The organism is Deefgea tanakiae, from assembly GCF_019665765.1.
Classification (GTDB): domain Bacteria; phylum Pseudomonadota; class Gammaproteobacteria; order Burkholderiales; family Chitinibacteraceae; genus Deefgea; species Deefgea tanakiae.
On the sequence record NZ_CP081150.1, the window covers coordinates 370,031 to 394,262 of the forward strand.

Annotated in this window: 22 protein-coding genes, 2 tRNA genes and 1 pseudogene; 12 read left to right on the top strand and 13 right to left on the bottom strand. The window is 49.8% G+C overall.

The window, feature by feature from the left end; genetic code table 11:
• Positions 1-62 precede the first annotated feature (62 nt).
• The 4 genes and pseudogenes from K4H28_RS01770 (at position 63) to K4H28_RS01785 (ending at position 4,570) form a co-directional block, all read left to right on the top strand.
• Entirely contained in the window at positions 63-503 is a 441-nt protein-coding gene (locus K4H28_RS01770) for a GatB/YqeY domain-containing protein (RefSeq protein WP_221006558.1), read from the top strand.
• A 24-nt stretch (positions 504-527) separates the two neighbouring features.
• A pseudogene (dnaG, locus tag K4H28_RS01775) lies at positions 528-1,790 on the top strand (DNA primase); the annotation flags it as partial.
• 750 nt (positions 1,791-2,540) lie between these two features.
• On the top strand, positions 2,541-4,478 hold the full coding sequence (rpoD, locus tag K4H28_RS01780) for an RNA polymerase sigma factor RpoD (RefSeq protein WP_221006560.1): 1,938 nt from the start codon (positions 2,541-2,543) through the stop codon (positions 4,476-4,478).
• Positions 4,479-4,493: 15 nt separating this feature from the next.
• A tRNA-Ile gene (locus K4H28_RS01785) sits at positions 4,494-4,570 on the top strand.
• A gap of 525 nt (positions 4,571-5,095) precedes the next feature.
• On the opposite strand, the gene K4H28_RS01790 is transcribed toward K4H28_RS01785, so the two are convergent.
• The 8 genes from K4H28_RS01790 to K4H28_RS16670 all read right to left on the bottom strand — a co-directional run bounded on the left by K4H28_RS01790 (position 5,096) and on the right by K4H28_RS16670 (position 10,179).
• Positions 5,096-5,623: a hypothetical protein gene (locus K4H28_RS01790; RefSeq protein WP_221006561.1), complete on the bottom strand. Its 528-nt coding sequence runs from the start codon at positions 5,621-5,623 to the stop codon at positions 5,096-5,098.
• A 33-nt stretch (positions 5,624-5,656) separates the two neighbouring features.
• A complete protein-coding gene (locus tag K4H28_RS01795; RefSeq protein WP_221006562.1) occupies positions 5,657-5,980 on the bottom strand; it encodes a hypothetical protein in 324 nt (107 codons plus the stop codon).
• A 185-nt stretch (positions 5,981-6,165) separates the two neighbouring features.
• The gene (locus K4H28_RS01800) at positions 6,166-6,942 is read right to left on the bottom strand and encodes a plasmid recombination protein (RefSeq protein WP_221006563.1); all 777 of its coding nucleotides are present in this window, start codon (positions 6,940-6,942) and stop codon (positions 6,166-6,168) included.
• Positions 6,908-7,276: a hypothetical protein gene (locus K4H28_RS01805; protein WP_221006564.1), complete on the bottom strand. Its 369-nt coding sequence runs from the start codon at positions 7,274-7,276 to the stop codon at positions 6,908-6,910. Before K4H28_RS01805 ends, K4H28_RS01800 begins: the two co-directional genes overlap by 35 nt.
• Positions 7,273-7,458, bottom strand: a complete 186-nt coding sequence (locus K4H28_RS01810; protein ID WP_221006565.1) for a hypothetical protein — start codon at positions 7,456-7,458, stop codon at positions 7,273-7,275. The genes K4H28_RS01805 and K4H28_RS01810 overlap by 4 nt, the downstream gene beginning before the upstream one ends.
• A gap of 70 nt (positions 7,459-7,528) precedes the next feature.
• On the bottom strand, positions 7,529-8,350 hold the full coding sequence (locus tag K4H28_RS01815; RefSeq protein ID WP_221006567.1) for a hypothetical protein: 822 nt from the start codon (positions 8,348-8,350) through the stop codon (positions 7,529-7,531).
• Positions 8,347-9,678 carry a tyrosine-type recombinase/integrase gene (locus tag K4H28_RS01820; protein WP_221006568.1) on the bottom strand — a complete coding sequence of 444 codons (1,332 nt, stop codon included), beginning with the start codon at positions 9,676-9,678 and terminating at the stop codon, positions 8,347-8,349. Before K4H28_RS01820 ends, K4H28_RS01815 begins: the two co-directional genes overlap by 4 nt.
• A gap of 378 nt (positions 9,679-10,056) precedes the next feature.
• Entirely contained in the window at positions 10,057-10,179 is a 123-nt protein-coding gene (locus tag K4H28_RS16670) for a hypothetical protein (RefSeq protein WP_255573586.1), read from the bottom strand.
• A gap of 54 nt (positions 10,180-10,233) precedes the next feature.
• Here K4H28_RS16670 and K4H28_RS01825 point away from each other — a divergent pair, with 54 nt between their 5' ends.
• The gene (locus K4H28_RS01825) at positions 10,234-10,683 is read left to right on the top strand and encodes a LexA family protein (RefSeq protein WP_221006570.1); all 450 of its coding nucleotides are present in this window, start codon (positions 10,234-10,236) and stop codon (positions 10,681-10,683) included.
• A complete protein-coding gene (locus tag K4H28_RS01830) occupies positions 10,662-11,945 on the top strand; it encodes a Y-family DNA polymerase (protein WP_221006572.1) in 1,284 nt (427 codons plus the stop codon). Before K4H28_RS01825 ends, K4H28_RS01830 begins: the two co-directional genes overlap by 22 nt.
• Positions 11,946-12,147: 202 nt before the next feature.
• On the opposite strand, the gene K4H28_RS01835 is transcribed toward K4H28_RS01830, so the two are convergent.
• The 4 genes from K4H28_RS01835 to rsmI all read right to left on the bottom strand — a co-directional run bounded on the left by K4H28_RS01835 (position 12,148) and on the right by rsmI (position 17,513).
• Positions 12,148-12,645, bottom strand: a complete 498-nt coding sequence (locus K4H28_RS01835; RefSeq protein ID WP_221006573.1) for a TspO/MBR family protein — start codon at positions 12,643-12,645, stop codon at positions 12,148-12,150.
• A gap of 95 nt (positions 12,646-12,740) precedes the next feature.
• The gene (locus K4H28_RS01840) at positions 12,741-16,205 is read right to left on the bottom strand and encodes a pyruvate carboxylase (protein ID WP_221006574.1); all 3,465 of its coding nucleotides are present in this window, start codon (positions 16,203-16,205) and stop codon (positions 12,741-12,743) included.
• A gap of 286 nt (positions 16,206-16,491) precedes the next feature.
• Positions 16,492-16,576, bottom strand: a tRNA-Leu gene (locus K4H28_RS01845).
• Between the two features lie 67 nt (positions 16,577-16,643).
• Positions 16,644-17,513: a 16S rRNA (cytidine(1402)-2'-O)-methyltransferase gene (gene rsmI, locus K4H28_RS01850; RefSeq protein ID WP_255573587.1), complete on the bottom strand. Its 870-nt coding sequence runs from the start codon at positions 17,511-17,513 to the stop codon at positions 16,644-16,646.
• Between rsmI and K4H28_RS01855 the strand changes: the two genes are divergently transcribed.
• From K4H28_RS01855 to K4H28_RS01870, 4 genes are all read left to right on the top strand, one after another.
• A complete protein-coding gene (locus K4H28_RS01855) occupies positions 17,508-18,611 on the top strand; it encodes a penicillin-binding protein activator (RefSeq protein WP_221006575.1) in 1,104 nt (367 codons plus the stop codon). The genes rsmI and K4H28_RS01855 overlap by 6 nt on opposite strands.
• A gap of 2 nt (positions 18,612-18,613) precedes the next feature.
• On the top strand, positions 18,614-18,952 hold the full coding sequence (locus K4H28_RS01860; RefSeq protein ID WP_221006576.1) for a YraN family protein: 339 nt from the start codon (positions 18,614-18,616) through the stop codon (positions 18,950-18,952).
• Between the two features lie 67 nt (positions 18,953-19,019).
• A complete protein-coding gene (locus K4H28_RS01865) occupies positions 19,020-19,610 on the top strand; it encodes a phosphoheptose isomerase (RefSeq protein WP_221006577.1) in 591 nt (196 codons plus the stop codon).
• Positions 19,610-20,191 (top strand): BON domain-containing protein, encoded by a 582-nt coding sequence (locus tag K4H28_RS01870; RefSeq protein WP_221006578.1) that lies wholly within the window; start codon positions 19,610-19,612, stop codon positions 20,189-20,191. Before K4H28_RS01865 ends, K4H28_RS01870 begins: the two co-directional genes overlap by 1 nt.
• Positions 20,192-20,277: 86 nt before the next feature.
• On the opposite strand, the gene K4H28_RS01875 is transcribed toward K4H28_RS01870, so the two are convergent.
• Positions 20,278-20,928 carry an arylesterase gene (locus K4H28_RS01875; RefSeq protein WP_255573588.1) on the bottom strand — a complete coding sequence of 217 codons (651 nt, stop codon included), beginning with the start codon at positions 20,926-20,928 and terminating at the stop codon, positions 20,278-20,280.
• On the opposite strand from K4H28_RS01875, the gene K4H28_RS01880 reads away from it, so the two are divergent.
• Both K4H28_RS01880 and K4H28_RS01885 read left to right on the top strand, forming a co-directional pair.
• Positions 20,927-21,667, top strand: coding sequence for an ABC transporter ATP-binding protein (locus tag K4H28_RS01880; RefSeq protein WP_308443468.1), 741 nt, complete (start codon positions 20,927-20,929; stop codon positions 21,665-21,667). The genes K4H28_RS01875 and K4H28_RS01880 overlap by 2 nt on opposite strands.
• Before the next feature lie 11 nt (positions 21,668-21,678).
• Positions 21,679-24,156: an ABC transporter permease gene (locus K4H28_RS01885; protein ID WP_221006580.1), complete on the top strand. Its 2,478-nt coding sequence runs from the start codon at positions 21,679-21,681 to the stop codon at positions 24,154-24,156.
• Positions 24,157-24,232: the final 76 nt, after the last annotated feature.

The window sequence follows — 24,232 nt, forward strand, 5'->3', positions numbered from 1 at the left end:
TAAATATTGCACACGCGCCAAGCGATGCTAAGTTGTTGGATGGGTGGCTTTAAGGAGGCGCAATGTCATTAAAAGCCCGTATTACCGCTGATATGAAAACGGCGATGAAAGAAAAGCAAGTAGACCGCTTGGGTACAATTCGTTTGTTGCTGGCCGCGATGAAACAGCGCGAAGTGGATGAGCGGATTGAGCTTGATGATGCGGCAATTACGGCCATCATCGACAAAATGCTGAAACAACGCAAAGATAGTATTACGCAGTTTGAGGCAGCCAATCGTCAAGACTTAGCGGATAAAGAAAAAGCGGAAGTCGTGGTGCTCATTGAATATATGCCACAACAACTCAGTGCTGATGAAATTAATGTGATTTTAGATGCCGCAATTGCAACGCACGGCGCCACTGCTGCGGCAATGGGTAAAATTATGGCAGAGATCAAGCCGCAATTGGCGGGGCGTGCTGATATGGCTGAAGTGAGCAAATTAGTTAAAGCGCGGATGGCTTAATCTGTAACTGTTTTGAGGCATTAAGTGGCGCTCATTCCCGATGATTTTATTCAGGATTTATTAAACCGCGTTGATATTGTCGACGTGGTTGAGCGCTATCTGCCGCTTAAAAAAGCAGGCCAAAATTACATGGCCTGCTGCCCGTTTCATAAAGAAAAATCTCCGTCATTTACGGTAAGTCAAACCAAGCAGTTTTATCATTGTTTTGGTTGTGGTGTGCATGGTTCGGCGCTGACTTTTGTGATGGAGCATCAGGCCTTGAGTTTTCCTGAGGCGGTGCGGCAACTGGCTGAATCGGTTGGGATGCAAGTGCCTGTTTCAGATAAGCCCGTCACTGAAGAGCAGAAAAAAGCACCCGGCATTTACGATGTTTTAAAGGTGGCTTTTGATTTTTATCGCGCACAACTAAAGACCGCGCCTGCTGCGATTGACTACTTTAAACGGCGTGGCGTTGAGGGCAAGACAGCCGCCAAGTTTGGATTGGGGTATGCGCCTGGTGGTGATGACTGGCAGCCGCTTAAGGCGGTATACCCAGATTATGATTGGAATTCCATTTTGGCCGAAGCCGGCTTGGTGATTGATAAAGAAGAATCAAAACGTCGCTATGATCGTTTTCGTGAACGAGTGATGTTTCCGATTATCAATCAGCGCGGTCAAGTCATTGGTTTTGGTGGTCGTGTGATGGGGCAGGGTGAGCCTAAGTACTTGAATTCGCCAGAAACGCCGGTATTTACTAAAGGGCGTGAGTTGTATGGCTTGCCACAGGCGCGCACTGCCATTCGTGATCATAACCGCGTGCTAGTTGCCGAAGGGTATATGGACGTGGTTATGTTGCATCAGCATGGTGTTGAGTACGCGGTTGCGTCCTTGGGGACGGCTTGTACGCCAGAGCATGTGCGTAAATTACTTAAGCTGGCCGATGAAGTGGTGTTTGGTTTTGATGGCGATAAAGCCGGTATCAGGGCAGCATGGCGTGCGCTAGAAAATAGCCTGCCTGAGGTGAAAGACGGCAAAGAGTTGAAGTTCTTGTTTTTACCTGCTGAGCATGATCCTGATTCCTATGTGCAGGCGTTTGGTAAAGCGCAGTTTGAATTATTAATTGCCGAGTCGGCCCTGCCTTTGTCGCAGTACTTATTAAAAGAATTGGCAGGGCAAGTTGATTTAACAATGGAAGAGGGTCGGGCGCGTTTGGTACATATTGCACGCCCCTATCTTGATGAATTGACACAAGCCCCCATATTGAAATTGATGATTGGTAAACGCTTGGCGGAAATGTGCCAATTATCGAGCGCTGAGTTTGCCTCTTTGCAGGCTGTTGCGTCAGCGCCAAAAGTGCTTGAAGCTCCGTCTGATTGGGGTGTTGAGCCAGAAATGGCAGATTGGCAGGTGCCGCAGCAGTGGCAGCAAGCCAAGTCAACTCGGCGAGAGCCGTTTAGTCGTGGTGGTGGATATAAGCGTGGCAAGGGCAAGGGCTGGAATATGGAGGAGCCACGACCAAGGTTAAAACCAGCGGGTCAATATGATCCGGTGTCACGAGCGTTGGAGTTGGTTTTGTTTCGCCCTTCACTTTTGTTGGGGCAAGAGCCTGTCGAGTTGACGTGGCCGGTTGAGGGTTTGCACGGTTTAGCTCGTGCGGTATTTACTATTGCGCGCCAAGCGCCTGATTTGCAAGGCGTGGAGTTGTTGGCGCGTTGTCGTGAGTTGCCTAATTATTCTCGTTTGAGTCGGTTTTTTAGTGAGCAGCGCGCTTTATTTGAAAAGTTTGACGAAGAGGATTTGCAGGTAGAAATCGCTAATTCATTGTTGGCCGCTACGCAAAATTTTTCGCTAGGGTCTACACTGAGTCGGAAAGAAGAGTTGGACATCCTGTCTGCCAGTCGAGGTTTGACGGACGAGGAATCGCAAGAATATCTGGCGCTTTTATTGCGCCATTAGCCAAGTGAGGTGGCCGTTAAGGTGCTTCACTTCCGGCATTGGGGACAAAACCCTTCAATGTCTGGTATAATTCTCGGTTTTGCTAGACACATAAGCAGAGTCATGGCAGCAGATCAAAAACTAAACAAAGAAAATCTTGACGCGAACGGCGGAAAATCAGGCGAGGTAAAGCTCGATCCTGAAGAGCGCAAAGCCAAATTCAAGACACTCATCGTCCTTGGTAAAGAACGTGGTTACCTCACGTACGCCGAGATTAACGACCATCTTCCTGAAGATATGCTCGACGCCGAGCAAATCGAGGGCATCATCAGCATGATCTCCAATATGGGGATCCAAGTTTATGATGAAGCGCCTGACGCCGAAGATCTGTTGATGTCGGATGCGCCTGCACGGGTAGCAGACGAGGACGCAGCCGAAGAAGCTGAAGCCGCTTTATCTTCAGTTGATGCTGACTTTGGTCGAACAACTGACCCTGTGCGTATGTATATGCGTGAAATGGGTACGGTTGAGCTCTTGACGCGTGAAGGCGAAATTGAAATCGCCAAGCGAATCGAAGATGGCCTCCGTCACATGATCACTGCGATTTCAGCGTGCCCAACCACGATTGCCCAAATTATTGACTTGGTTGAGCGTGGCTTGAATGATGAAATCCGCATTGATGACGTGATTGACGGTTTTATCGATCCAAACGCCGTTGAAGCTGAAGAAGAAGTTGCATTGGATCTACCTGATCCAGATGCGGTGCTCGAAGAAAACGCCGATGAAGACGAAGCTGAAGATGACGGCGGTGCCGCGGCTGCGAGTGCTAATCTTGAACTGCTAAAAACACAAGCTCGCGAACATTTCGAAATCATCAATGATTTGTACGGCCGGATGTTAGAAGCCTTGATTGATCATGGCACTTCTTCACCGACTTATATTTTGTTGCAGCAGTCAATTGCGATTGAATTTCAAAAAATTCGCTTTTCTGCGCGACAAGTTGAATCGTTATGTGACGTTTTGCGTGGCATGGTGGACGACATTCGCACGCATGAACGTCAAATCATGGACTTGTGTACTCGTCGCGTTGGCATGCCGCGCGATTACTTCATTAAAACCTTCCCAGGTCGTGAAACGGACTTGACGTGGGTGCCAGAAGAAATCGCCGCCGAGAAAAACTATTCCGGCATCATGTTCCGCTACAAGCATGCGATCATGGAGCAGCAACAAAAGCTCAATGAGCTGCAAGAAGCTGCTCGCTTGAATATTCGTGAGTTGAAAGAAATCAGTCGTCATATGTCGACGGGTGAGGCAAAAGCGAAACGCGCTAAGCGCGAAATGATCGAGGCCAACTTGCGCCTCGTGATCTCGATTGCGAAAAAATATACCAACCGTGGTTTGCAATTCTTGGATTTGATTCAAGAAGGTAATATCGGTTTGATGAAAGCGGTTGATAAATTCGAATACCGTCGTGGATACAAATTCTCGACCTACGCAACCTGGTGGATCCGTCAGGCGATTACTCGCTCGATTGCTGATCAAGCGCGTACGATTCGGATTCCGGTGCATATGATCGAAACGATCAACAAAATGAACCGTATCCAGCGTCAAATCCTGCAAGAAACGGGTGTTGAAGCGACGCCAGAAGAATTGGCAGAGCGCATGGAAATGCCGGAAGACAAAATCCGTAAGATTTTGAAAATCGCCAAAGAACCTATTTCAATGGAAACACCAATTGGTGATGATGATGATTCGCACCTCGGTGACTTCATTGAAGATGCCAATAATATGGCACCTGCCGATGCTGCTGTTTATGCTGGCCTACGCGAAGCGACCAAAGAAGTGCTGGATACCTTAACACCACGCGAAGCAAAAGTATTGCGTATGCGTTTTGGTATTGATATGAGCACCGATCACACGCTCGAAGAGGTTGGTAAGCAATTTGACGTAACGCGTGAGCGTATTCGTCAGATTGAAGCCAAGGCACTACGTAAGCTGCGCCATCCAACTCGTTCAGAAAGATTGAAGAGTTTCATTGAAAATAATGCCAGCGAACAGTAGAATAGCAACCCTTTCGGGCCTGTAGCTCAGTTGGTTAGAGCAGAGGACTCATAATCCTTTGGTCCACGGTTCAAGTCCGTGCAGGCCCACCAATAAAATCAAGGACTTAGCTTAATTGCTGAGTCCTTTTTTTTGCCTGCCAGTTTTCATGTAACCGCTATGTAACCCGATTTCATAAAAAGACTTCTCTTTTAGGGGCTACAGAAACTCAGCCTTATTTCTCTCTAAATATTCAGCGAATGCTTTTTTTGGTTTGGCAAAGGCAAGATTTAGACAAGTTTGGGCGCGAATTAAAATCACCCTCTCTTTTTGCTTGTCCGATACAACTTTGCACAACTTTTTAGCTAGCGAAGTTACAAGCCTTTTTAAGTTACCCAAGGTCACTTTGGTTATCTTTCCCCGCCCATACCTTACAACCTCATCTAGCGCCGCCTAGTCAATTTGCCGTCATTTCTCCGTTATTTCTCACTTTCTGAATTAAATTGAAAGAATAGATTCAAAACAAACAGAATAGTCAAAACCTATTTAAAAATAAAAACAAATAGAAAAACCCACCATCAAAGGTGGGCTCACTTTCTCAAAACAAACTCAATGCCCCAAGGGGGGAAACCAGCACACTAAGTCTTTTTTTGTAGCGCCTTTTTCTTAATGCGCGCCATTCGACCTTCAAAGCCAGACTCCGTACCATCATGCAATCCATAACTTAGCGCCAGTTCACAGACCTCAATCGCTTTTTCAAACTGACCAACCTCAGTTAATGCAGTCGCGAAGTATTGGAAAGTAGTTACACGCGGCAAATACCCCTTTACCTCACCAGCCAAGGCAACTTCACCTGCCAGAGGGATAGCTAAATCAGGGAATTCCCTCAAATGAAAATCTGCATATTTCAAGCAAATTTGCATAAACCTATCGTCTTTTCTTTGCTTATAGGCCAAAGCAACGATTGTCTGCAAAAGAAAGTGCCTATCCACCAAATTAGCCTTTAACTCAGTAGCTTTTAGCATGCGCTCCAAATCACCAGAAGACCAAGCCAAAAAAACCTCATCAGCCTCAACACTCTTCCCCTGCCTCATAACGTAAGCGGTAGAGAATTCCTCCTCTTGAGGCTTTTCTTTTTTTCCAAATAGTGAAGCTAGCCAGCCCATAACTCATCCCTTTACTAAATCCACATAAAGCACTCAATAAATAACCTCTTCAATAAAATCGCCGTCTTCATCGTCATCGTCTGGTATCGGAGTCAAATGCTCTGCCAACCAGTCAGGCAAATCAAAAAACGTAAACAACGCGCCTGCCATGCCTTCTAGTGATTTATACGGCGGCGGGCAAGGTATCGACCAATCAGGATATACCTTAACAAGCCTTTTACCGCCAAAGTTCTTTAGGTAAAACTTTGCATGTTCGGCATCTTTGCCGCTAATTTCACCTGTCTCAATATCCCAATCAAAATCAAGCTCCAGATTCTTGTTTAATGCGTCACCTTTCACCTTAATATTTACAGCCATTTCATCACCTCCAATCCACCACCCATAACAATAAGTGAAAAACTAGAACCCTACACAGGATAGGGTTCACTTGTTCAGAGTACGCAAAACAACCAAGGTAAAGCTTGCGCACTTTTGTTCACTATTGCGAATTTCTATACGTAACGCAGTTCGTAATTTCACAAAAAAAGTAAACCCTATAGGCTTTATGAGTCTGAAACTGGCCTTGTCATCAATGCAACGAGTGATTGAGGCTGCTTTGTTTCAAGCTCCAAGCCTAGTGCGTCGCATATTGGCGCTGGATTGCCCGCAATCAGGTCACACAAGGTCAAACGTACATTAGGCAAGCTAAGCGCCAAAGGGTCATCACACAACACTTGCAGCACACGCTTTGCCGCCGCTTCACGTAACCGTTTAGATAGCTTTAACCCGCCGTTATGTTTTAAGCCGTATTTATCCCCGATTGCTTTGTGAAAATCAGTTTGCACTTGCCGCAGTTTGGCGCGATTACCCACCAAGTCGCTGCCATTCATTTTCCCGTTTATTAAAGGCATGATGAGATAGTGACAATGGGGCGCGCCTTCATCTGCATGCACCACCGCACTCAGCACAGGGCAATCGTAATACTCACGCAACCACTGCAAGCACTCCCGAAAAAATGGCTCTAGCTCGATAGCGGTACTCGCTGGCAAGCTTATAACGCACTCGACAGCCAGCACAGCGTCTTTTCTTAGCTTGCTTATCTCAATGGCTTGCAGCGTTTCACGGTGCATATCAACTACACCCCGCGCCGTTGCAGCACCAGCCAGCACCAGATTATTCTGAATTTTGCCCGCATCAATATGACTACCAGCACCCAGCTCAGCAAGGTATTCCCGCAGGTTATGCTTTGCGGTTTGCATTAGCTGGGCAGGGTTAGTTAGCTTTTTCAAGGCGTAGTATTGGCAATCACCCGCCATAATCACCTCGCCCTCTACTGGCACGCAAAACAGCAATATCAGCAGCAGAGAAAAAATACTCTGCAATACAACGCCCACCATTTGGATTTGCAACTGGCATGCTAACAATTGGAAAACCCATTTTTTTTAGGACGTTTATATGCGCGCCAAGCCGCCAAGAATCAAAACCCATTTGGGGTTGGGTTAGATGGTTACCAGCCAATAACAGACGGAGTACTTTTTCAGGCCACGTATCTGGATTAGGCCATGTAACTTTTATTGGCAATTCATCATTAGAAAACAGGCGGGCTTGTTCTGGTATAAAATGGCCGTGTGTATGGGCGCTCTGGCTGGATGTATTGCTGGGGCGCTTTTTCATTTTTCAGCCCCTACCAGTAACGCCTCAACTTCAGCGCGTGGCCAAAGCAAGCGACCATTCGGAAGCTTTAGTGGCCTAACTCCCAAATAGTGTCCATGAAGGCAATATCCTTTAAGAATTGTTTGCGGCTTATTCCCCAGCACACCCGCATATTCATTCGTTGAAAGTACAGTTTTTTCCATTGCAATCGCTCCGTATCAATTGAAGTACGGGACGATTTTTTCATCTTAATTTGGGTGAGAAAGAACGATTTCACCCAAATATTTTCACCTGCTCTTTTCTTTTTCTACGTTCACTTGCAACCCAGCCCTTCAGCCAATCGCGTACCGTTTCCCATTTTCGTGGCTTATCTTCTTTAAACTTGGAATTTATTGCATCAGCCAAGGCTTGATAGGTTTTTTTGTCGTTCGACTTGAGTTGTCTAGTCACGAAAAATTTATCCCGTGCATACTTTTTCATCTTCGCAATCGCATGACTTCTCTCCTGCATGCCTTCAGTGGTCGCTATCGAGCGAGACTTCCCTGCATGCCATCGCGGCTCCATATCAGCCACCACGCAACAGTGCATGTCATCGACAACACCCAGCAAGTGCTTCATTGCAATTTCCATGTTCCCAGCTTCATAAGCTAATTTTGCACTTTGAAGGTTCAGCAGGGCTTTTGCTGCATTATCAGCTGTCTTATTTTCGGGCGCTATTCTTTGCAATAGCCCACCAAGAGATAGAAAAATAGTCTTCCGATGACTTAAGAAAATTGCCTGTAAAGCTGAAAAATAGCGGGCGTTCACATTGTGTTTTTCAACAAACAAAGCAAACATTTCACAACACACTGCTGCGTCGTCGGGCTTATCTGCCAATGATAAACCTTCCAATGGCAGGCCTTGCTCAATTAACTTTTGTTTGAAAAACTGTTCAAACTTGGCAAATCGAAAGTCCAGTGCATTTTCAGCATTAAACTGCGCCACCATTTCTTTTGTTTCATCGGTGGATTCTGGCGTAAAGACATAGGACTTTAGCAAACTCTCATGCTGCCCCTTGCTGCCAACTCTGCGAGTAATTTTTTTAAGTCCCATCACGCCACCACCCTAAGCACCGCTGGTGCTGCATTAGCCTGAAAATTAATCCCTGCTTGCTCCAATATCCAAGCTTCGATTTTGACATGCCACATTCGCAGCAAATCAATTGGGCGGCGGCGGTAGTGTTTCTCGGCAATGGCAGTGGGTTTGCGGCCTTCAATTTGCGCCACAACGCCAACAGGTGCTTCTGTCCACTCGGCCAGTGTGCCAAAGCTACGGCGTAAGCCGTGCACGGTGAGATGGGGTAAGCCTGCCGTTTGGACTGCACAGGTTAATGCTGTGTTCGGGTCGGTCATTTTGCCTGTCGCTGATTTAGGACTGCTGAATACAAATTCATTGCGGCGTGGCAAGCCAATCAACAGGCTGGCAACGTAGGGAGTCAGTGGAATGGTGCGTGTCGCGTCTAGCTTCTCGGTCGCGCTTTTGCCGTGCTTTGCCACCTTGTCGCCAATGGTGAGAGTGAGCCATTGAAAGTCCACATCATCCCATTTCAGGTTGATTAGCTCTCCCGTTCTTGCGCCAGTGAGTAATAAGGTTTGCAGATAGGCCGACACGACAACGTTGCTCTGCATTTTGACCGCAGCAAACCACGCTGGCAGCATTTCTTTTTGCAGGCAGTCGCTCTTAGTGCCATTGCTCGGCACGGCTTCACGCACTCGTTTGGCGCTGTGCGCGTCGACAGGCGCAAGGCCAATGTAGGGGCTACCATCTTCACCGCACCAATTCAGACAGCCACGCAGCAAGCGGAAACAACGGGCGGCGCTAGAAGGGCGTGTTGCGGTTTCGGCATCAAGCCACGTTTTGATTCTATCGGCGCTCAAATCAATCAGGCGGCAATCCAGCAGCGACACCAACGGCGCGGCCACGGTTTCGCCTTTGGTGCGTCGGTGTGGCTCTCCAGCCAATTGCACGGCGCGTAGATGGTCACGCAATGACAAATCGCTCCAGCGATGTTTACGGGCGGCAATGTAGACGGGCCAAACATCGCCAAGGGTTACTTCGGCGCGTTCGCGACTGGCCTGCTGTTCAAGCTTGGCTTTGATACGCGACTCCTTGACTAGGCGCGGGTCTTTGCCGTTATCAATATCAATTTGCAACTCTCGCGCTTTCTTTTTGGCATCATCCAAAGCCCATGCGCGGGTATCACCTATCGTAGTGCGTATCGACTTACCATCTAGCTTTGCTTGGTGAATATAGGACTTTGCGCCTGATGCAGTGACACGGACACCAAGCCCATCGGTATCTGCATCCCAAAAAAAGGATTGTGCCTTTCCTTCTTCGCACTCAAAGGCAAGTACACGCGGGGCGGTAAAGTTTTTCTTGCTCATGGCATCCTTGGTTTCTCATGTAACCGCTATGTAACCCGATTTCGTCTATTTCAATCAATTAAAATCAAATTAGACCAAAGGATACATGTAACCGAAAATGCCTGCAATCTATGTTTTATATGGGTTTAAGGCGATTTTTATATGTTGGAATCAATCTTGATAAAAGTGACTAGTAGGGTACTCATAATCCTTTGGTCAACGGTTCAAGTCCGTGCAGGCCCACCAGTAAAATCAAGGACTTAGCAGAAATGCTAGGTCCTTTTTTTTATCCTGATTTGCAAATGTAATAGCAAATGTAAGAGTTAGGATCGGCACTTGCACGCACTGTGGCCTTGGTAGCTCATACATTCTTAGTATGTATGGCGTAGTGCTGCAGTTTTATTGTACTTTCGGCGCAGCGTAGTCTTGCCAGGCTTCATCAGGCCAGTCGACTTTCGGTTCGCCAGCGGCAAAATGGCTGAGCACTAACCGTTTAGGAATTGGAATATAGTTTACCCACATAACAAAGAACGTTCGTTCTATAATGTTCTGATTCAGATGATTTCAGGATAAGGCATGTCACTCCATTTGCATCCACCGATTCCCGCCGCACTTGAACCCCAGTTACTGTTGTTACCTTTGATGGGCGTTTCCGTTTCAGCTGGGTTTCCCTCGCCAGCCGAAGACTGGGCAGAAGAGCGCGTCGATTTAAACCTGCGCTATGTTCAGCATGCCGAAGCGACGTTCTATTTTACTGTCTCAGGCGACAGCATGGTCAGCCCAATTGCAGAACGCTCCATTCCCGATGGCGCAACATTGATTGTTGACCGTGCCTTGAGCGCCAAGCATGACGATATTGTCGTGGCGGTGATTGACAGTGATTTTACTGTGAAGCGGTTGTATTGCAGGAACAAGCGTTTGGCACTGGTTGCGGAGAATTTGGCCTATCCACCCATCGTTATGGGCGATGAACAAGAGTTGTCGATTTGGGGCGTAGTGACCGCGTGGATAGTGAGGCCGCGATGATTGCCTTGGTCGACGTGAATAATTTCTATGTATCGTGCCAACGGGTGTTTGAGCCCAATCTGATTGGCAAACCTGTGGTGGTGTTATCGAACAATGATGGCTGCGTGATTTCACGTTCAGCAGAAGCAAAAGCAGTGGGCGTGAAAATGGGCGCGCCGTGGCATCAGTTACGCGATTTTGCAGAGCAGGAAGGCATCATCGCTCGCAGTAGCAATTACGCACTGTATGCCGATATGAGCCATCGGGTAATGACCATACTCAGCCGCTTTAGTCCGAATCAAGAGATTTATAGTATCGACGAATGCTTTTTGAGTTTTGACGGACTACCGCAAGACCATACTGAACTAGGGCAAGAAATCCGCAGCACTGTACTGCAATGGACAGGCTTACCCGTCTGCGTTGGAATTGCGCCGACCAAGACCCTCGCCAAACTCGCCAATCATATCGCTAAGAAACAAGCACGATTTAATAGCGTGTGCGAGTGGCAGAAACTCAGCCCCAGCCAGCAAGATGCACAAATGCAAGCTTTAGCGGCAAGTGAAGTTTGGGGTATTGGTCGCAGAATATCAGAAAGAATGGCTCAAGAAGGTATACATACCATTGCTGATTTGAGAACAGCGAACGCTGACCAGATACGGCAGCGCTACAGCATCGTCGTGCAGCGCACCGTACATGAACTACGTGGCATACCCAGTATTGAACTCGAAGAATCAACACCCGACAAACAGCAAATCCTGTGTTCACGCAGCTTTGGCCAAGCTATCTATACCGAACAAGAATTGGGCGAAGCCATTAGCATCTACATTGCTCGCGCCGCTGAAAAACTACGGAAACAAGGCTCGGTAGCGGGGAGTTTAGCAGTGTTTATACGCAGCAATCCATTCCGCCCCAAAGACCCGCAATACAGTCAGCACATTCTCGTGCCACTCACTCAAGCCAGTGACGATACGCTACTGCTGACCCGCGCCGCGCTGTGGGTACTCAAGCGAATTTATCGAACTGGGTTTGCCTACGCCAAAGCTGGCGTGATGCTCTGTGACCTGCAACCCCGAACGGCGGTACAGGGGCATTTATTCCTACAAACCGCCGACCCCATCAAACGCGCCGCACTAAATAAAGTAATGGACGACATCAATCGCCAGTGGGGACGCGGCTCAATTCGGGTCGCTAGTGCAGGATTCAACCATGGGTGGAAAATGCGGCAAAACAAGGTTTCGCCGTACTGGACGACACGGTGGGATGATTTGCCTAAGACGAGATAGGCAGATATTACTCACATTTTATTCATTGACATTCATCGACTGAGTTGCGCAAGGTGTTGATGTCTTGGCGCTTGAGTCTGTTCTAGCAATAAGGACTAAGCACGGGTTGCTCGGCCTTTGGCTTGCGCTATGTGGAGTCAAGATTCAATATGCACAGAAAATCAGAATTCGCTTTAAGCAACTGATACTGGTCTAGGTGAACTCAGCTAAGAATTGCTGGATTTAGCCGCCATAACGAGAAATTGAGCGCGGCGGCAAAACTCACCCAAGTCAGGTATGGCAGCAGTAAGAGTGCTGCAATCCGATTGAGCCGCCAGAACGAGACGATGGTTGCGGCAATCAGTAGCCAGAGTACACCAATTTCTAGCAGTGCCAGCGCGCCAAGTTGCCAAGCGAAAAACAGCCAAGTCCAGAGTGCGTTGGCTAGCAATTGTATGGCATAGAGTTTTAGGGCTGTGGAGGCACCGCGAAAACCATATTCGCGCCAGACTAGCCAAGCAGAGATACCCATCAAAACAAACAACAAAGACCAGACTGGGCCAAAAAGCCATGCTGGTGGTGCCCATGAGGGCTGCACAAGTTGACCATAGAAGCCTGCGGCATTCATAGAGGCTAGACCTCCTAAGGCGCCCGTAACAAAACTAGCGAAGAGCCAAGCAGCAAGCCCAAGGCCTTGCTCTAGTTTAGATTTCTGCGCCATGGTGTGTGGCTCCTAAAGAGAAGGCCAAGATTGCTTTACAACCTTGGCCCTTATGCCCGCGATGAGAAGAGGTGGCTTGTCGTGCTTTGCGCTGACTAGACGGCTTCTAACACGATCAATAAATCGTGTGCTTTGACTGAACTACCACGTTTAATCAACACTTCTTTGACCTTGGCGGCAAATTCGGCGCGGATGGCGGTTTCCATTTTCATCGCTTCAATCGCTAGCAAAGTATCGCCTTTTTCGACTCGTTGCCCTGCCTTGACCGCCACATTAACGACCATGCCGGGCATCGGTGCGCCGATTTGTAGTGGGTTGCCCACTTCGGCGCGTTGATGGCTGGCGCGCGCTGTTTCGCCTTTGCCTTCAACGGCGGCTTTGGCAATTCGCACTGTACGCGGTTGGCCATTGAGTTCGAAGAAGATCTTGATCTCGCCATCGCTTGGCACTTCGGTTTGACCTTGCAAGGTCATGATTAGCGACTTGCCCGGTTCCAAATCGACCGTTGCTTCTTCATGCTCAGCCAATCCATAGAAAAAGACGGGCGTTGGCAATTTAGATACATCACCGTAATGGCTTTGATGTTCGGCAAAATCACGGAAGACTTTCGGATACATCAAGTAAGACGCTAAATCGGCATCGCTGATTTTTCGTCCAGTGGCTTTTTCCGCTTCTGCGCGAACGGCCTCAAGATCGGCAGGGGGCAAGCTGGCGCCCGGCCGTTCGGTGAGCGGTGCTGCGCCTTTGAGGATCTTATTTTGTAGGGCGAGCGGGAAACCATCGGGTGGCAGGCCCAATTCGCCTTTAAAGAGCGAAATCACCGATTCAGGGAAGTCAAAATCGCGCTCGGCAGTTTCAACATCGTGCATGGTCAAATCATTGAGCACCAGCCACAGCGCCATATCGCCAACGACTTTAGATGTTGGCGTGACTTTAACAATGTCACCAAACGCGCGATTGACATCGGCATACGCACGAGAGACTTCAGGCCAGCGCGCTTCCAAGCCCGTCGCAATCGCTTGCTCGCGCAGATTGGTGTACTGGCCACCTGGCATTTCGTGTTGGTACACATCCGAAGTCCCTGCGCGCATATCGGCTTCGAACGGCGAATAGAAACGACGCACGCCTTCCCAGTAGGTCGACAGAGATTTCATGTGGTTCAGGTCGACGTTAGGCGCGCGCTCAGTGCCTTCTAGCGCAGCAACAATCGCCCCCAAATTCGGTTGTGAGGTGAGGCCACTCATTGCATCGAGCGCACCGTCTACTGCGTCAACCCCAGCTTCAATCGCAGCGAGCACACTGGCGGCCGAAATGCCGCTGGTGTCGTGCGTGTGGAAGTGAATCGGCAAGCCGACTTCTTCTTTGAGCGCTTTGACCAAGGCCGATGCGGCGCGAGGGCGGCAAATGCCAGCCATGTCTTTAATACCGAGTACATGCGCGCCAGCTTTTTCAAGCTCTTTCGCCATTTTGACGTAGTAGGCGAGGTTGTATTTGCTACGAGTAGGATCAAATAAATCGCCGGTATAGCAAATCGTACCTTCACAAACGCCACCGGCTTCAACCACCGCATCCATCGCGACGCGCATATTTTCCACCCAGTTGAGCGAATCAAACACGCGGAAAATATCGACGCCGTTTTGCGCTGCTTGCTGCACAAAGTAGCGCACAACGTTATCGGGATAATTGGTGTAGCCAACGGCGTTTGACGCCCGCAGCAGCATTTGGAATGGAATATTTGGCACTGCAGCACGCAATTCACGCAAGCGCGCGAACGGGTCTTCTTTCAAAAAGCGCATGGCGACGTCAAATGTCGCGCCGCCCCAGCACTCCATCGATAATAAATTAGGCAGCATCTGCGCATAATGCGGCGCAATTTTAACCATATCGTGCGTGCGCATGCGGGTCGCAAATAGCGATTGGTGCGCGTCACGCATCGTGGTGTCGGTTAGCAAAACTTGCGGTTGCGCTTTCATCCAGTCAGCAAAACCTTGTGCGCCGCGTTCGAGCAGAATATCGCGTGTGCCGCTTGGGATTTTCGTGTCGAGAATGATTTTGGGTACGATCGGCTCAGCCAAAGGCAGGGCGGGTTTGGAGCGGCCTTTCATTTCTGGATTGCCGTTGACGACCACATTGCCAATAAAGCGCAGCAAGCGCGAGGCGCGATCGCGGCGGTGCGTGAACTTGAATAGCTCTGGCGTGGTATCAATAAAGCGTGTGATGGCTTCACCTGACAAAAATTGCGGGTGGCTAATCACATTTTCTAAGAACATCAAATTGGTCGACAAGCCACGAATACGGAATTCACGTAGCGCTCTATCCATCCGTTGTGATGCTTCATACGAGGTCGATGCCCATGCGGTTACTTTGACGAGCAGCGAGTCGTAGTAGGGCGTAATCACTGCGCCAGGGTAGGCTGTACCTGCGTCTAGGCGAATGCCAAAGCCGGCTGGGCTGCGATACGCCGTCAAGCGGCCGTAATCAGGTACGAACAGATTTTCTGGGTCTTCGGTAGTGACACGGCATTGAATCGCGTGGCCGCTTAAGCGCAGATCGGCTTGGGCTGGCACGCCCGTTTCTGGATCGGTGATCTTGGCACCCGCAGTCACGCGGATTTGCGCTTTGACGATATCAACACCTGTCACTTGTTCGGTGACAGTGTGTTCAACTTGAATGCGTGGATTGACTTCAATAAAGTAAAACTTGCCAGTATCTGCATCCATCAGAAATTCTACAGTGCCTGCATGGCTATACCCTACAGCGTTGCCAAGGCGCAAAGCGGCGCTACAGAGCTCTTCGCGTGTTTCGTCGGTCAAGTAAGGTGCTGGCGCACGTTCAACGACTTTTTGGTTGCGGCGCTGAATCGTACAGTCGCGCTCAAATAAATGAACCAGATTTCCGTGCGTATCACCAAGTAATTGCACTTCAACGTGGCGCGCGCGGCGAACTAGTTTTTCTAAATACACTTCGTCATTGCCAAAGGCCGCTAGTGCTTCGCTACGCGCAGTTGCAATGCTGCCGGGCAAATCATCAGCGCTTTCAATGACACGCATGCCACGACCACCGCCACCCCAGCTGGCTTTGAGCATCAATGGATAACCCACTGCGGCGGCCATTGCCAAGCATTCATTCATATCGCTAGGCAGTGGCAGCGTTGCGGGCATGACCGGCACACCTGCGGCAATAGCGGCATTACGAGCTGCGACTTTATTGCCTAGCGTGCGCATCACTTCTGGGCTTGGGCCAATGAAAAGAATCCCTTCGCGGGCACAGGCCTCGGCAAAGTCTGGGTTTTCTGACAAAAATCCGTAGCCAGGGTGAATCGCATCGACGCCCGCTGTTTTCGCAACTTGCAAAATACTCTCAATATCCAAATACGCCGCAATCGGTTTTTGGCCATCGCCGACCATATAGCTTTCATCGGCTTTAAAACGATGCAAGGCAAAGCGGTCTTCACGAGCATAAATGGCGACGGTGGTAATGCCCATTTCGGAGGCGGCGCGCATCACGCGGATGGCGATTTCAGAGCGGTTGGCGATCAGGATTTTGCGGATTTTTTTCATGACTCACTCGGCAAGCTTCAGGATTTTTCCTATTTTGCCGTAAAAAACGTGGTCAAAGGCTGCAAAGTGTAACTTTTGCTGGATTTTGGGCTGAGATCCCTGCTTGGTGTTGTTCAAATGCACGTTGTTGAAAGTGGCAAAGGTTTGCGGTGTGAAATTGCTGCGCGATTGCGAGCGATTTGAGTGTAAGTGGTGAGTTTTTTAGTTTTAAACAGGCAACAAAAAACCCACTTCATTTCTGAAGTGGGTCTTGTCAGAGTAATAAATCCGAAGAGTTATTTTATTCTGGTGCCCGGGGCCGGACTCGAACCGGCACACCTTGCGGCGGCGGATTTTGAGTCCGCTGCGTCTACCAATTCCGCCACCCGGGCAGGTGTCTGGTAAAGAGCCGCCATATTAGCGAAGCGATTTAAACTTGGCAAGTGTTTTGTTAAATTTTTATGATTGAACGGCTTTTTTTAACTCGAGCGCGCGCTCATACAACGCATTACGTGGTGCGCCGGTTATTGCTTGTGCGAGTGCAACCGCTTGTTTGACGGGCAGCTCTGCTACCAGCGGAACCAGCACTTGGTCGTGCGCATTCGACTCGTCTTTTTCAGCAGGAGGGGCTGCATTGACGACGACCACAGACTCACCCTTTTGTTGGTTCGGGTCGTTCTTAATCCATTCCGCGAGTTCTGCTAAAGTGCCGCGGCGGATGGTCTCAAAAGTCTTAGTGAGTTCACGACACAGTACGGCTTCACGCTCCTCGCCAAATACTTCGGCCATATCGGCGACGCAATCGGCAATGCGATGTGGCGCTTCGTAAAATACGGTGATGTATGTTGAATTTTTGAGTAATGTGAGTTCATCACAGCGTTGCTTCGTTTTTGGTGGTAAAAAGCCATAGAACAAACTGTGGGCACAAGTGAAGCCACTCGCTGACAGCGCGGTCGTCAAAGCTGATGCGCCAGGAATAGGGATGACTTTAAATCCCGCAGCATGAACGGCTGCCGCCAATACTGCGCCAGGGTCAGAAACCGCCGGCGTGCCAGCATCGGAAACTTGGGCTACAGTTTCACCAGCGGCGAGACGCGCTATGAGTTTTTCGGCCATTGCGCGTTCATTGTGTTCTCGAACCGAGATCATCGGCGTACTGATGCCATATTGCTTTAATAGTTGCCCAGTGACGCGCGTGTCTTCAGCGGCAATCACATCGGCGGCATGCAAAACAGCAATCGCGCGCGCGGTCATATCACCCCAATTACCGATTGGCGTGGCAACAACATATAATGAAGACTTACTGACATGGATATCAGGGTTATGCACGCCAAATTTCTCCTTACCCAATTTTGGGCTGTTGTGTCGTGGTTTCGCGTTTTTGCGATCGTGAGCGCCGTACTATACGGTGCGTTGGCTCTTACGACCACTACCGCACGTGCGACAGATGCGAGTGCGGTGGCAGAAGCTGCTAAGCCAAGCCCATTAATGGCACTTATTTTACCTTCAAAGTCGAAGTCATTTAAGGCCGCGAGCGATGCGATTCGGGCTGGTGTTTTAGCGGGCGAGCGTGTGCATGGTGGTGCTGGACTGCCTGTGGTGCGTGTTTATCCAACAGATGATAAAGAAGAAAATGTCGTCACCGCCTACCATCAAGCTGTTTTAGACGGTGCAGTGGTGGTGATTGGCCCATTAACAAAATCGGCGATGAATTATCTATCGGATAGCACTCCATTGACCGTGCCTGTCTTGGCGCTTAATAGTTTTGATGAAACGACTTTGCAACAAGCCAATTTATATAGTTTTAGCTTGTCGGTTGAAGCAGAGGCGGCCCAAGTGGCGCAACTGATGTTGCAAAATCAATCGGCTCGCCCAATGGTGCTGCAGGTGAATGATGCTTTGAGCCAAAGAATGTCGCAGGGCTTTGTGCAGGAATGGCGCAAATTAAATCAAATCGAACCGCTGGTGCTCACGGTCGCGGATGCCCGTAGGGATGCCGCCCAATTGCGTGAACAAATGAAAGAGGGCAATGTAGATGTCATCTTCCTTGCGATGGATGGCAAAACTGCGCGCATGGTTCGCCCTTATGTGGGGAGTGGTTTAGCCATTTACGGTACGAGCCAGATTGATTCGAGCCGCTTAGGCCGTACGGCCTTGGTGGATTTAACCGGCATTAAATTTGTCGATATGCCGTGGATTGGCATGCCAGATACCGATGGCTTTGATTTATATAATCGCACCCGCAGCCAGTCTAATGATGTTGAGCGTTTATTTGCGATGGGGATTGATGCTTGGCGCATTGGTGCTCAATTGCAGATGGGAACACAGAATACGATGGCGATTGAAGGGGTAACTGGGGTATTGACTGTGGGTGATGATCGCATCATCAAGCGCAATATGATTACCCGCACCCTGAGTTTAAATTAATCATGAATGGGCTTGGTGCGGCAGCAGAGCAGCGTGCCGCCGACTTCATTGTGGCACAAGGCTTAAAGCTGATTACACGCAACTGGCGCTGTCGTTTTGGCGAAATTGATTTAATCGCTAAAGACGGTAAAACATTGATCTTTATCGAGGTTCGCTCTCGTAGCAGTCCCAATTTTGGCGGTGCTGCCAGTAGTATTCAGCGTAGTAAACAAGAAAAGTTAATCCGAACTGCGCAGCTGTATTTGCAAACACTTTCGCCACTACCACCGTGTAGGTTTGATGCAATTTGTATTGATGGTGATGATTTGGTCTGGCTAAAAGATTGTATCCAAGCCAATTAGCCCCATATCAAGCTCACTTAGGCAATTAAATAGTACGTTTAACGCTCTCGAAAAAAAGGAATAACCAATGGATTTGATACAACGCGTGCAGCAACATTTTGTAGAAAGTATCGAAGCCAAGCAGTTGGCGATGGGCGCTTTGTCGCCAGCGATTGCGACTGCTGCTGAAAAAATCGTGCAGTCTTTGATTAGCGACGGCAAGATTTTGGCGTGTGGCAATGGCGGCTCAGCTGCTGATGCTCAGCATTTTGCAGCCGAAATGGTCGGGCGCTTTGAGCGTGAGCGACCTGGTTTGCCAGCAATTGCGCTGACGACTGATTCATCCGCTTTAACTGCAATTGCCAATGATTATGACTTTGACTTGGTGTTTTCTAAGCAAGTACATGCGTTGGGTCGTGCAGGCGATATTTTGGTGGCGATTTCAACTTCTGGCAATTCAGCCAATGTGATCTCCGCAATTCATGCCGCGCATGATCGCCATATGACAGTGATTGCATTCACTGGACGTGATGGTGGGCAGATTGCTGATCTTTTGACAGGCGATGACGTCCATTTATGCGTACCTCATCCGCGTACTGCGCGTATCCAAGAAGTACATATCACAGCGATTCATGCCTTGTGTGATGCGGTTGATTTTATGTTGCTTGGGGGCGATTAATGAAACGGACGCTGGTTTTGTCTGCACTCATGTTGAGCCTAGGTCTTTCGGCTTGCGTGCCTTTGGTGGTGGTTGGTGGTGTTGCGATTGGCGCTTGGATTGGTTCTGATCCACGTAAGACCGCGATGATTAAAGAGGACACCTCACTGGGTGCAAATATCAGTGCCAAAATTATTGATGAGTGGAAGGAACTCGCCCATGTGAACGTGAATACGTTTAATGGCGTAGTGTTGCTGACGGGTGAATTGCCGAATGTCGAGGCGCAAAACAAAGCGGTCGTAATGGCCAAGAGTTTTCCACAAACTCGAAAAGTGTATAACGAGACGGTGGTCGCACCACCATCAAGTGCTGTTGATCGCATGAATGACTCGCAAATTACGACGCGAGTGAAAAGTGCGGTGATGCTGCAAGTGAAAGACGGTGCCAGTGTCCATGTGCAAGTCATCACGGAACGGGGTGTTGTTTATCTATTGGGCGTCGCAACACCTGAAATCGCCAATCAAATCGCCACAGTGGCCGCTTCGACCTCAGGAGTGCTGCAAGTGGTGAAGTTGGTGGATAGTAGCTTGGTTGGTCAGTAGGTCTTATTCAATTTTTAAAATTCCAAACCCTTGACGTGTGGGTATGTTAATGCGGGCTTAATTAAATAATGTCCACGTTAATATACCTACTTAAATATCCATTTCTGTTGTTTTTGTAGATCGTTCAAAATGCCTTGCATAATCAGTGGCTGCGCCTTGGCTGTCGGGTGCAACTGATCGGCTTGGAACATCGTATTATTTTGAATCACCGGCGCCAATAAAAACGGCGTGAAACTTGTTTTGAATTGCTGAGTCAATGCAGGGTAGGTGGCGGCAAAGGCTTGGGTGAATTGCGGCCCGTAGTTGGGTGGCATTTGAATGCCGACTAAATGCACTTTGCTCCCCGCTGCTTGTGCAGTGCTGATGATGTTGGCCAGATTGTCTTGCATCATTTTTGGTGGCAGGCCGCGCAAGCCATCGTTGGCACCCAAGGCGACAATGACCAGTTGCGCCGGATATTTTTGGCTAATAGCGGGAAAGCGTGAGCGACCACCCGCTGTGGTTTCACCGGATAGGCTGGCATTGACCACGCTGAATGCCTTGCCTTGGCGTTTCAGTTCGGCTTCAAGTAAAGCAGGCCATGCTTGCTCTGATTTGATACCGTAACCGGCTGACAAACTATCGCCAAAGACTAAAATAGTTTGTGGTTTAGCCGCAAGTACGCTGCCGCTTAGTACACAGGCCGCGATCCCAAAGATCAATCTCATTAATTCTTGCCTGCGGATAACAGCTTTCATGACGACTCCTGATTCAAATTACATTCAAAACACAAAGCCGACTGAAAATAATATTCCGGCGATGATACGCGTGCAGCAGTTGCGAAAAACAGTGCAAACCAGTGATGCGGATCTGACCATTTTGCACGACATTAGTTTTAGTGTCGCCCAAGGTGCTAGTTTAGCGATTGTTGGCAGCTCTGGCTCGGGTAAATCCACGTTGCTGGCTTTGCTGGCTGGTTTGGATGTTGCGACTGCTGGCGAGGTTGAATTGGCGGGAACTCCGTTGGGTGCATTGACGGAGGACGGACGGGCGCTATTGCGCGGTAAAACGGCGGGCTTTGTTTTTCAATCGTTTCAATTACTACCCGATTTAACAGCCTTAGAAAATGTGATGCTGCCGCTGGAATTGGCTGGGCACAAAAATCCAGAGCAAATTGCAAAACCGTGGCTAGAAAAAGTCGGGTTGGCCGCTCGTCTCAATCACACGCCGCGGCAGTTGTCGGGTGGCGAGCAGCAACGCGTGGCGCTGGCGCGCGCTTTTGCGCCGGGGCCGAAAATCTTGTTTGCCGATGAGCCAACGGGCAGTTTGGACTCGGCGACTGGCGAAATCATCGCTGATTTACTCTTTAAACTGAATCAAGAGGCCGGCACGACGCTGGTGCTGGTGACGCACGATGAAACTTTGGCGGCACGCTGCCAATGCCGTTTGCGCCTCGCAGCGGGCGCGATGATTGAATCTCAGGGCTTAGGTCTATGAATCAGTCGTTTATGAATCAGTCATCTATGAATCAAGGCTTATGGCGCATCACGAATACGCTGTTTCGCCGCAGCCTCGCCGCGGGTGAATTTCGAACTTTGCTGCTGGCATTGACGATCGCAATTGCTGCGCTGGCCAGCGTTGGCTCGATTAGTGAACGCGTGCAGGGCTTGTTGCTGGGGCAAGCTAATCAATTATTGGCCGCTGATGTGGTATTGGTGTCTGATCACGCCATTCAACCCGAGTTAAAACAACTCGCGCAGCAACAAGGTTTGCAAGTGGCGACCACATCAACGTTCCCCTCAATGGCGAGTTTTGGTGAGCAAACGACACTGGCCTCAGTAAAAGCCATTAGCGATTTGCATCCACTGCGCGGTGATTTGTTACTGCAGGGCGATCAGCGCACCGCAGCGCCGAAGGCGGGGCAAGTATTTATCGATTCACGCCTGCAAGCGATGTTGGGTATTGCTGTGAACGATAGGCTGAATATTGGTCAGCTGCAATTACAGGTGGTGGGTATCTTGCAACGAGAACCCGATGCCGGGTTTGATTTTTCGAGCTTGCAGCCACGGTTGATGATGAATCAAAGTGATTTGGCGGCCAGTGGTTTATTGGGTTTTGGCAGTCGGGTGAAATATCGATTGCTGTTGGCGGGCGAAGAAGAAAAACTCAATGCGTGGCGTGAACAAGTAACGCCACTACTGGAGCGCGGTCAGCAATTAGAAAATGTGCGCGAAGCGCGACCCGAGCTGAAAGACGCACTGGATCGTGCGAGTAGTTTCTTGCAAATGGCCGCTTTGCTCGCAGGCTGCTTGGCTGCGATTGCGATGATTTTGGCTGCCCGCCGCTTTGCGCTGCGTCATTATGACACGGTGGCTTTGCTGCGTACCTTTGGCGCATCGCGAGCCCAAGTGCGAACGATTTTGTTGGCGCAGTTGGTTTTAGTCGCATTGCTGGCTGCTTTGCTGGGTGGGGCGCTGGGTTGGGCGGCAGAAAGTGCTTTGCTCGCCGCAATCAAAAGCAGCTTGCCGCAGGCTTTACCCGCAGCAAGCATTTGGCCTTGGGCTTTGGCGTCGACCTTGGGTTTGCTGCTATTACTGGGTAGTGCAGGGCCGATCTTATTGTCTTTGGCCGATACGCCACCGCTGCGCGTGCTGCGCCGTGAAATTGAGCCGAGTGTCAAAGTCAGCGTCCAATGGGCGGTGACGGGCGGCCTGATGTTGGGCTTGTTGTATGTCATTGCGGGTGATTTGAAATTGGCTGCGATGGTTGGTGCTGGCGTATTGCTGGCTTTGCTACTGTCGGGCGGCTTGGGTTTGTTGATTTTACGTGGCCTGCAATCGGTATTACCTAGCGCGACCGCCAAAATCGCTTTGCGCCAATTGCAGCGACAGCGCGGTTTAGTGGTGGCGCAATTGGGCGCGTTGGCGCTGGGTTTGATGGGGATTGCGCTGCTCACCGTGGTGCAAAGTGATTTACTCAGTGCTTGGCAGCGGCAAGTGCCGGCCGATGCGCCGAATCATTTTGCGGTAAATATTCAGCCAGAACAAAAAGTATCGGTTGCCGAGCAATTTACTGAGCAAGGTTTGGCTGCGCCCAAACTATTGCCGATGATTCGTGGTCGCTGGTTGTCGCTCAATGGTGTGGCGGTCAATCCAGAAAAATATACAGAGCCACGCGCGCAACGTTTGGCCGAGCGTGAGTTTAATTTGAGTATCGCCGATGAATCGAGCCAGCAAGCGGAATTGATTGCTGGGATTCCGATGCAAAGTGATCAGCCGGGTTGGTCGGTAGAAGTTGGTTTAGCTGAAACCTTGGGTATTAACTTGGGTGATCGACTGACATTCGATGTGGCGGGTATGCCCGTTACCGCGCCGGTAGTGAATTTGCGCAAAGTAGCGTGGGAGTCGTTCCGCGTGAACTTCTTCGTGATTGGCAGTGCGGCGATGATGAACGAGCAGCCTACGAGCTGGGTGAGTAGTTTTTATTTGCCAAACGATGCCGCCAAGGCGCAGTTTCTGGCGACATGGGTGAAAGCCATGCCCAATATCACCATCATCGATGTGGGCCAAGTGTTGGCTGAAGTACAACGAGTGATTACGCTGGCTAGTTCGGCGCTGCGTTTGGTGCTGGTGCTGTGCGTGTTAGCCGGCTTGACGGTATTGATTGCAGCACTTGACACCACCGAAGCGGAGCGGCGGCGCGAGGCGGCGATCATGCGAGCGCTCGGCGCAACGTCGCGGCGTTTGGCTTCGGTGTGGTGGGTAGAAAGCTTGCTAGTCGGTGCTGTGGCGGGGCTGATTGCAGGCCTGTGCGCGATGGCAACCGGCTGGTGGTTGGCTACGTATCTGCTCAAATTACCGATGGCGGTAAACTGGTTCTTGCCGCTGTATGCGTTGATTGCAGGCATGCTCTTGGCGGCGCTTACCGTGTGGCGGCGCTTGCGGGTTTTAGCCGCAACGACACCCTTAGTGTTGCTGAAGGATTAAACCCATCGATAGTTTGCGCCAGCGCAAAACTGGCCGACTTTGACTGGTGCATGCTCCACTCTGACCCGTGTGCAGT

What these genes read in the sequence shown, in the direction of transcription:
- K4H28_RS01790 (WP_221006561.1), bottom strand. Translation starts at nt 5,623, where the DNA reads ATGGGCTGGCTAGCTTCACTATTTGGAAAAAAAGAAAAGCCTCAAGAG.
- K4H28_RS01875 (WP_255573588.1), bottom strand. Translation starts at nt 20,928, where the DNA reads ATGAAAGCTGTTATCCGCAGGCAAGAATTAATGAGATTGATCTTTGGG.
- K4H28_RS01795 (WP_221006562.1), bottom strand. Translation starts at nt 5,980, where the DNA reads ATGGCTGTAAATATTAAGGTGAAAGGTGACGCATTAAACAAGAATCTG.
- K4H28_RS01855 (WP_221006575.1), top strand. Translation starts at nt 17,508, where the DNA reads ATGCACGCCAAATTTCTCCTTACCCAATTTTGGGCTGTTGTGTCGTGG.
- K4H28_RS01820 (WP_221006568.1), bottom strand. Translation starts at nt 9,678, where the DNA reads ATGAGCAAGAAAAACTTTACCGCCCCGCGTGTACTTGCCTTTGAGTGC.
- K4H28_RS01860 (WP_221006576.1), top strand. Translation starts at nt 18,614, where the DNA reads ATGAATGGGCTTGGTGCGGCAGCAGAGCAGCGTGCCGCCGACTTCATT.
- K4H28_RS01880 (WP_308443468.1), top strand. Translation starts at nt 20,927, where the DNA reads ATGACGACTCCTGATTCAAATTACATTCAAAACACAAAGCCGACTGAA.
- K4H28_RS01835 (WP_221006573.1), bottom strand. Translation starts at nt 12,645, where the DNA reads ATGGCGCAGAAATCTAAACTAGAGCAAGGCCTTGGGCTTGCTGCTTGG.
- K4H28_RS01865 (WP_221006577.1), top strand. Translation starts at nt 19,020, where the DNA reads ATGGATTTGATACAACGCGTGCAGCAACATTTTGTAGAAAGTATCGAA.
- K4H28_RS01870 (WP_221006578.1), top strand. Translation starts at nt 19,610, where the DNA reads ATGAAACGGACGCTGGTTTTGTCTGCACTCATGTTGAGCCTAGGTCTT.
- K4H28_RS01840 (WP_221006574.1), bottom strand. Translation starts at nt 16,205, where the DNA reads ATGAAAAAAATCCGCAAAATCCTGATCGCCAACCGCTCTGAAATCGCC.
- K4H28_RS01770 (WP_221006558.1), top strand. Translation starts at nt 63, where the DNA reads ATGTCATTAAAAGCCCGTATTACCGCTGATATGAAAACGGCGATGAAA.
- K4H28_RS01885 (WP_221006580.1), top strand. Translation starts at nt 21,679, where the DNA reads ATGAATCAGTCATCTATGAATCAAGGCTTATGGCGCATCACGAATACG.
- K4H28_RS01805 (WP_221006564.1), bottom strand. Translation starts at nt 7,276, where the DNA reads ATGAAAAAGCGCCCCAGCAATACATCCAGCCAGAGCGCCCATACACAC.
- rpoD (WP_221006560.1), top strand. Translation starts at nt 2,541, where the DNA reads ATGGCAGCAGATCAAAAACTAAACAAAGAAAATCTTGACGCGAACGGC.
- K4H28_RS01810 (WP_221006565.1), bottom strand. Translation starts at nt 7,458, where the DNA reads ATGGAAAAAACTGTACTTTCAACGAATGAATATGCGGGTGTGCTGGGG.
- K4H28_RS01825 (WP_221006570.1), top strand. Translation starts at nt 10,234, where the DNA reads ATGTCACTCCATTTGCATCCACCGATTCCCGCCGCACTTGAACCCCAG.
- K4H28_RS16670 (WP_255573586.1), bottom strand. Translation starts at nt 10,179, where the DNA reads ATGTGGGTAAACTATATTCCAATTCCTAAACGGTTAGTGCTCAGCCAT.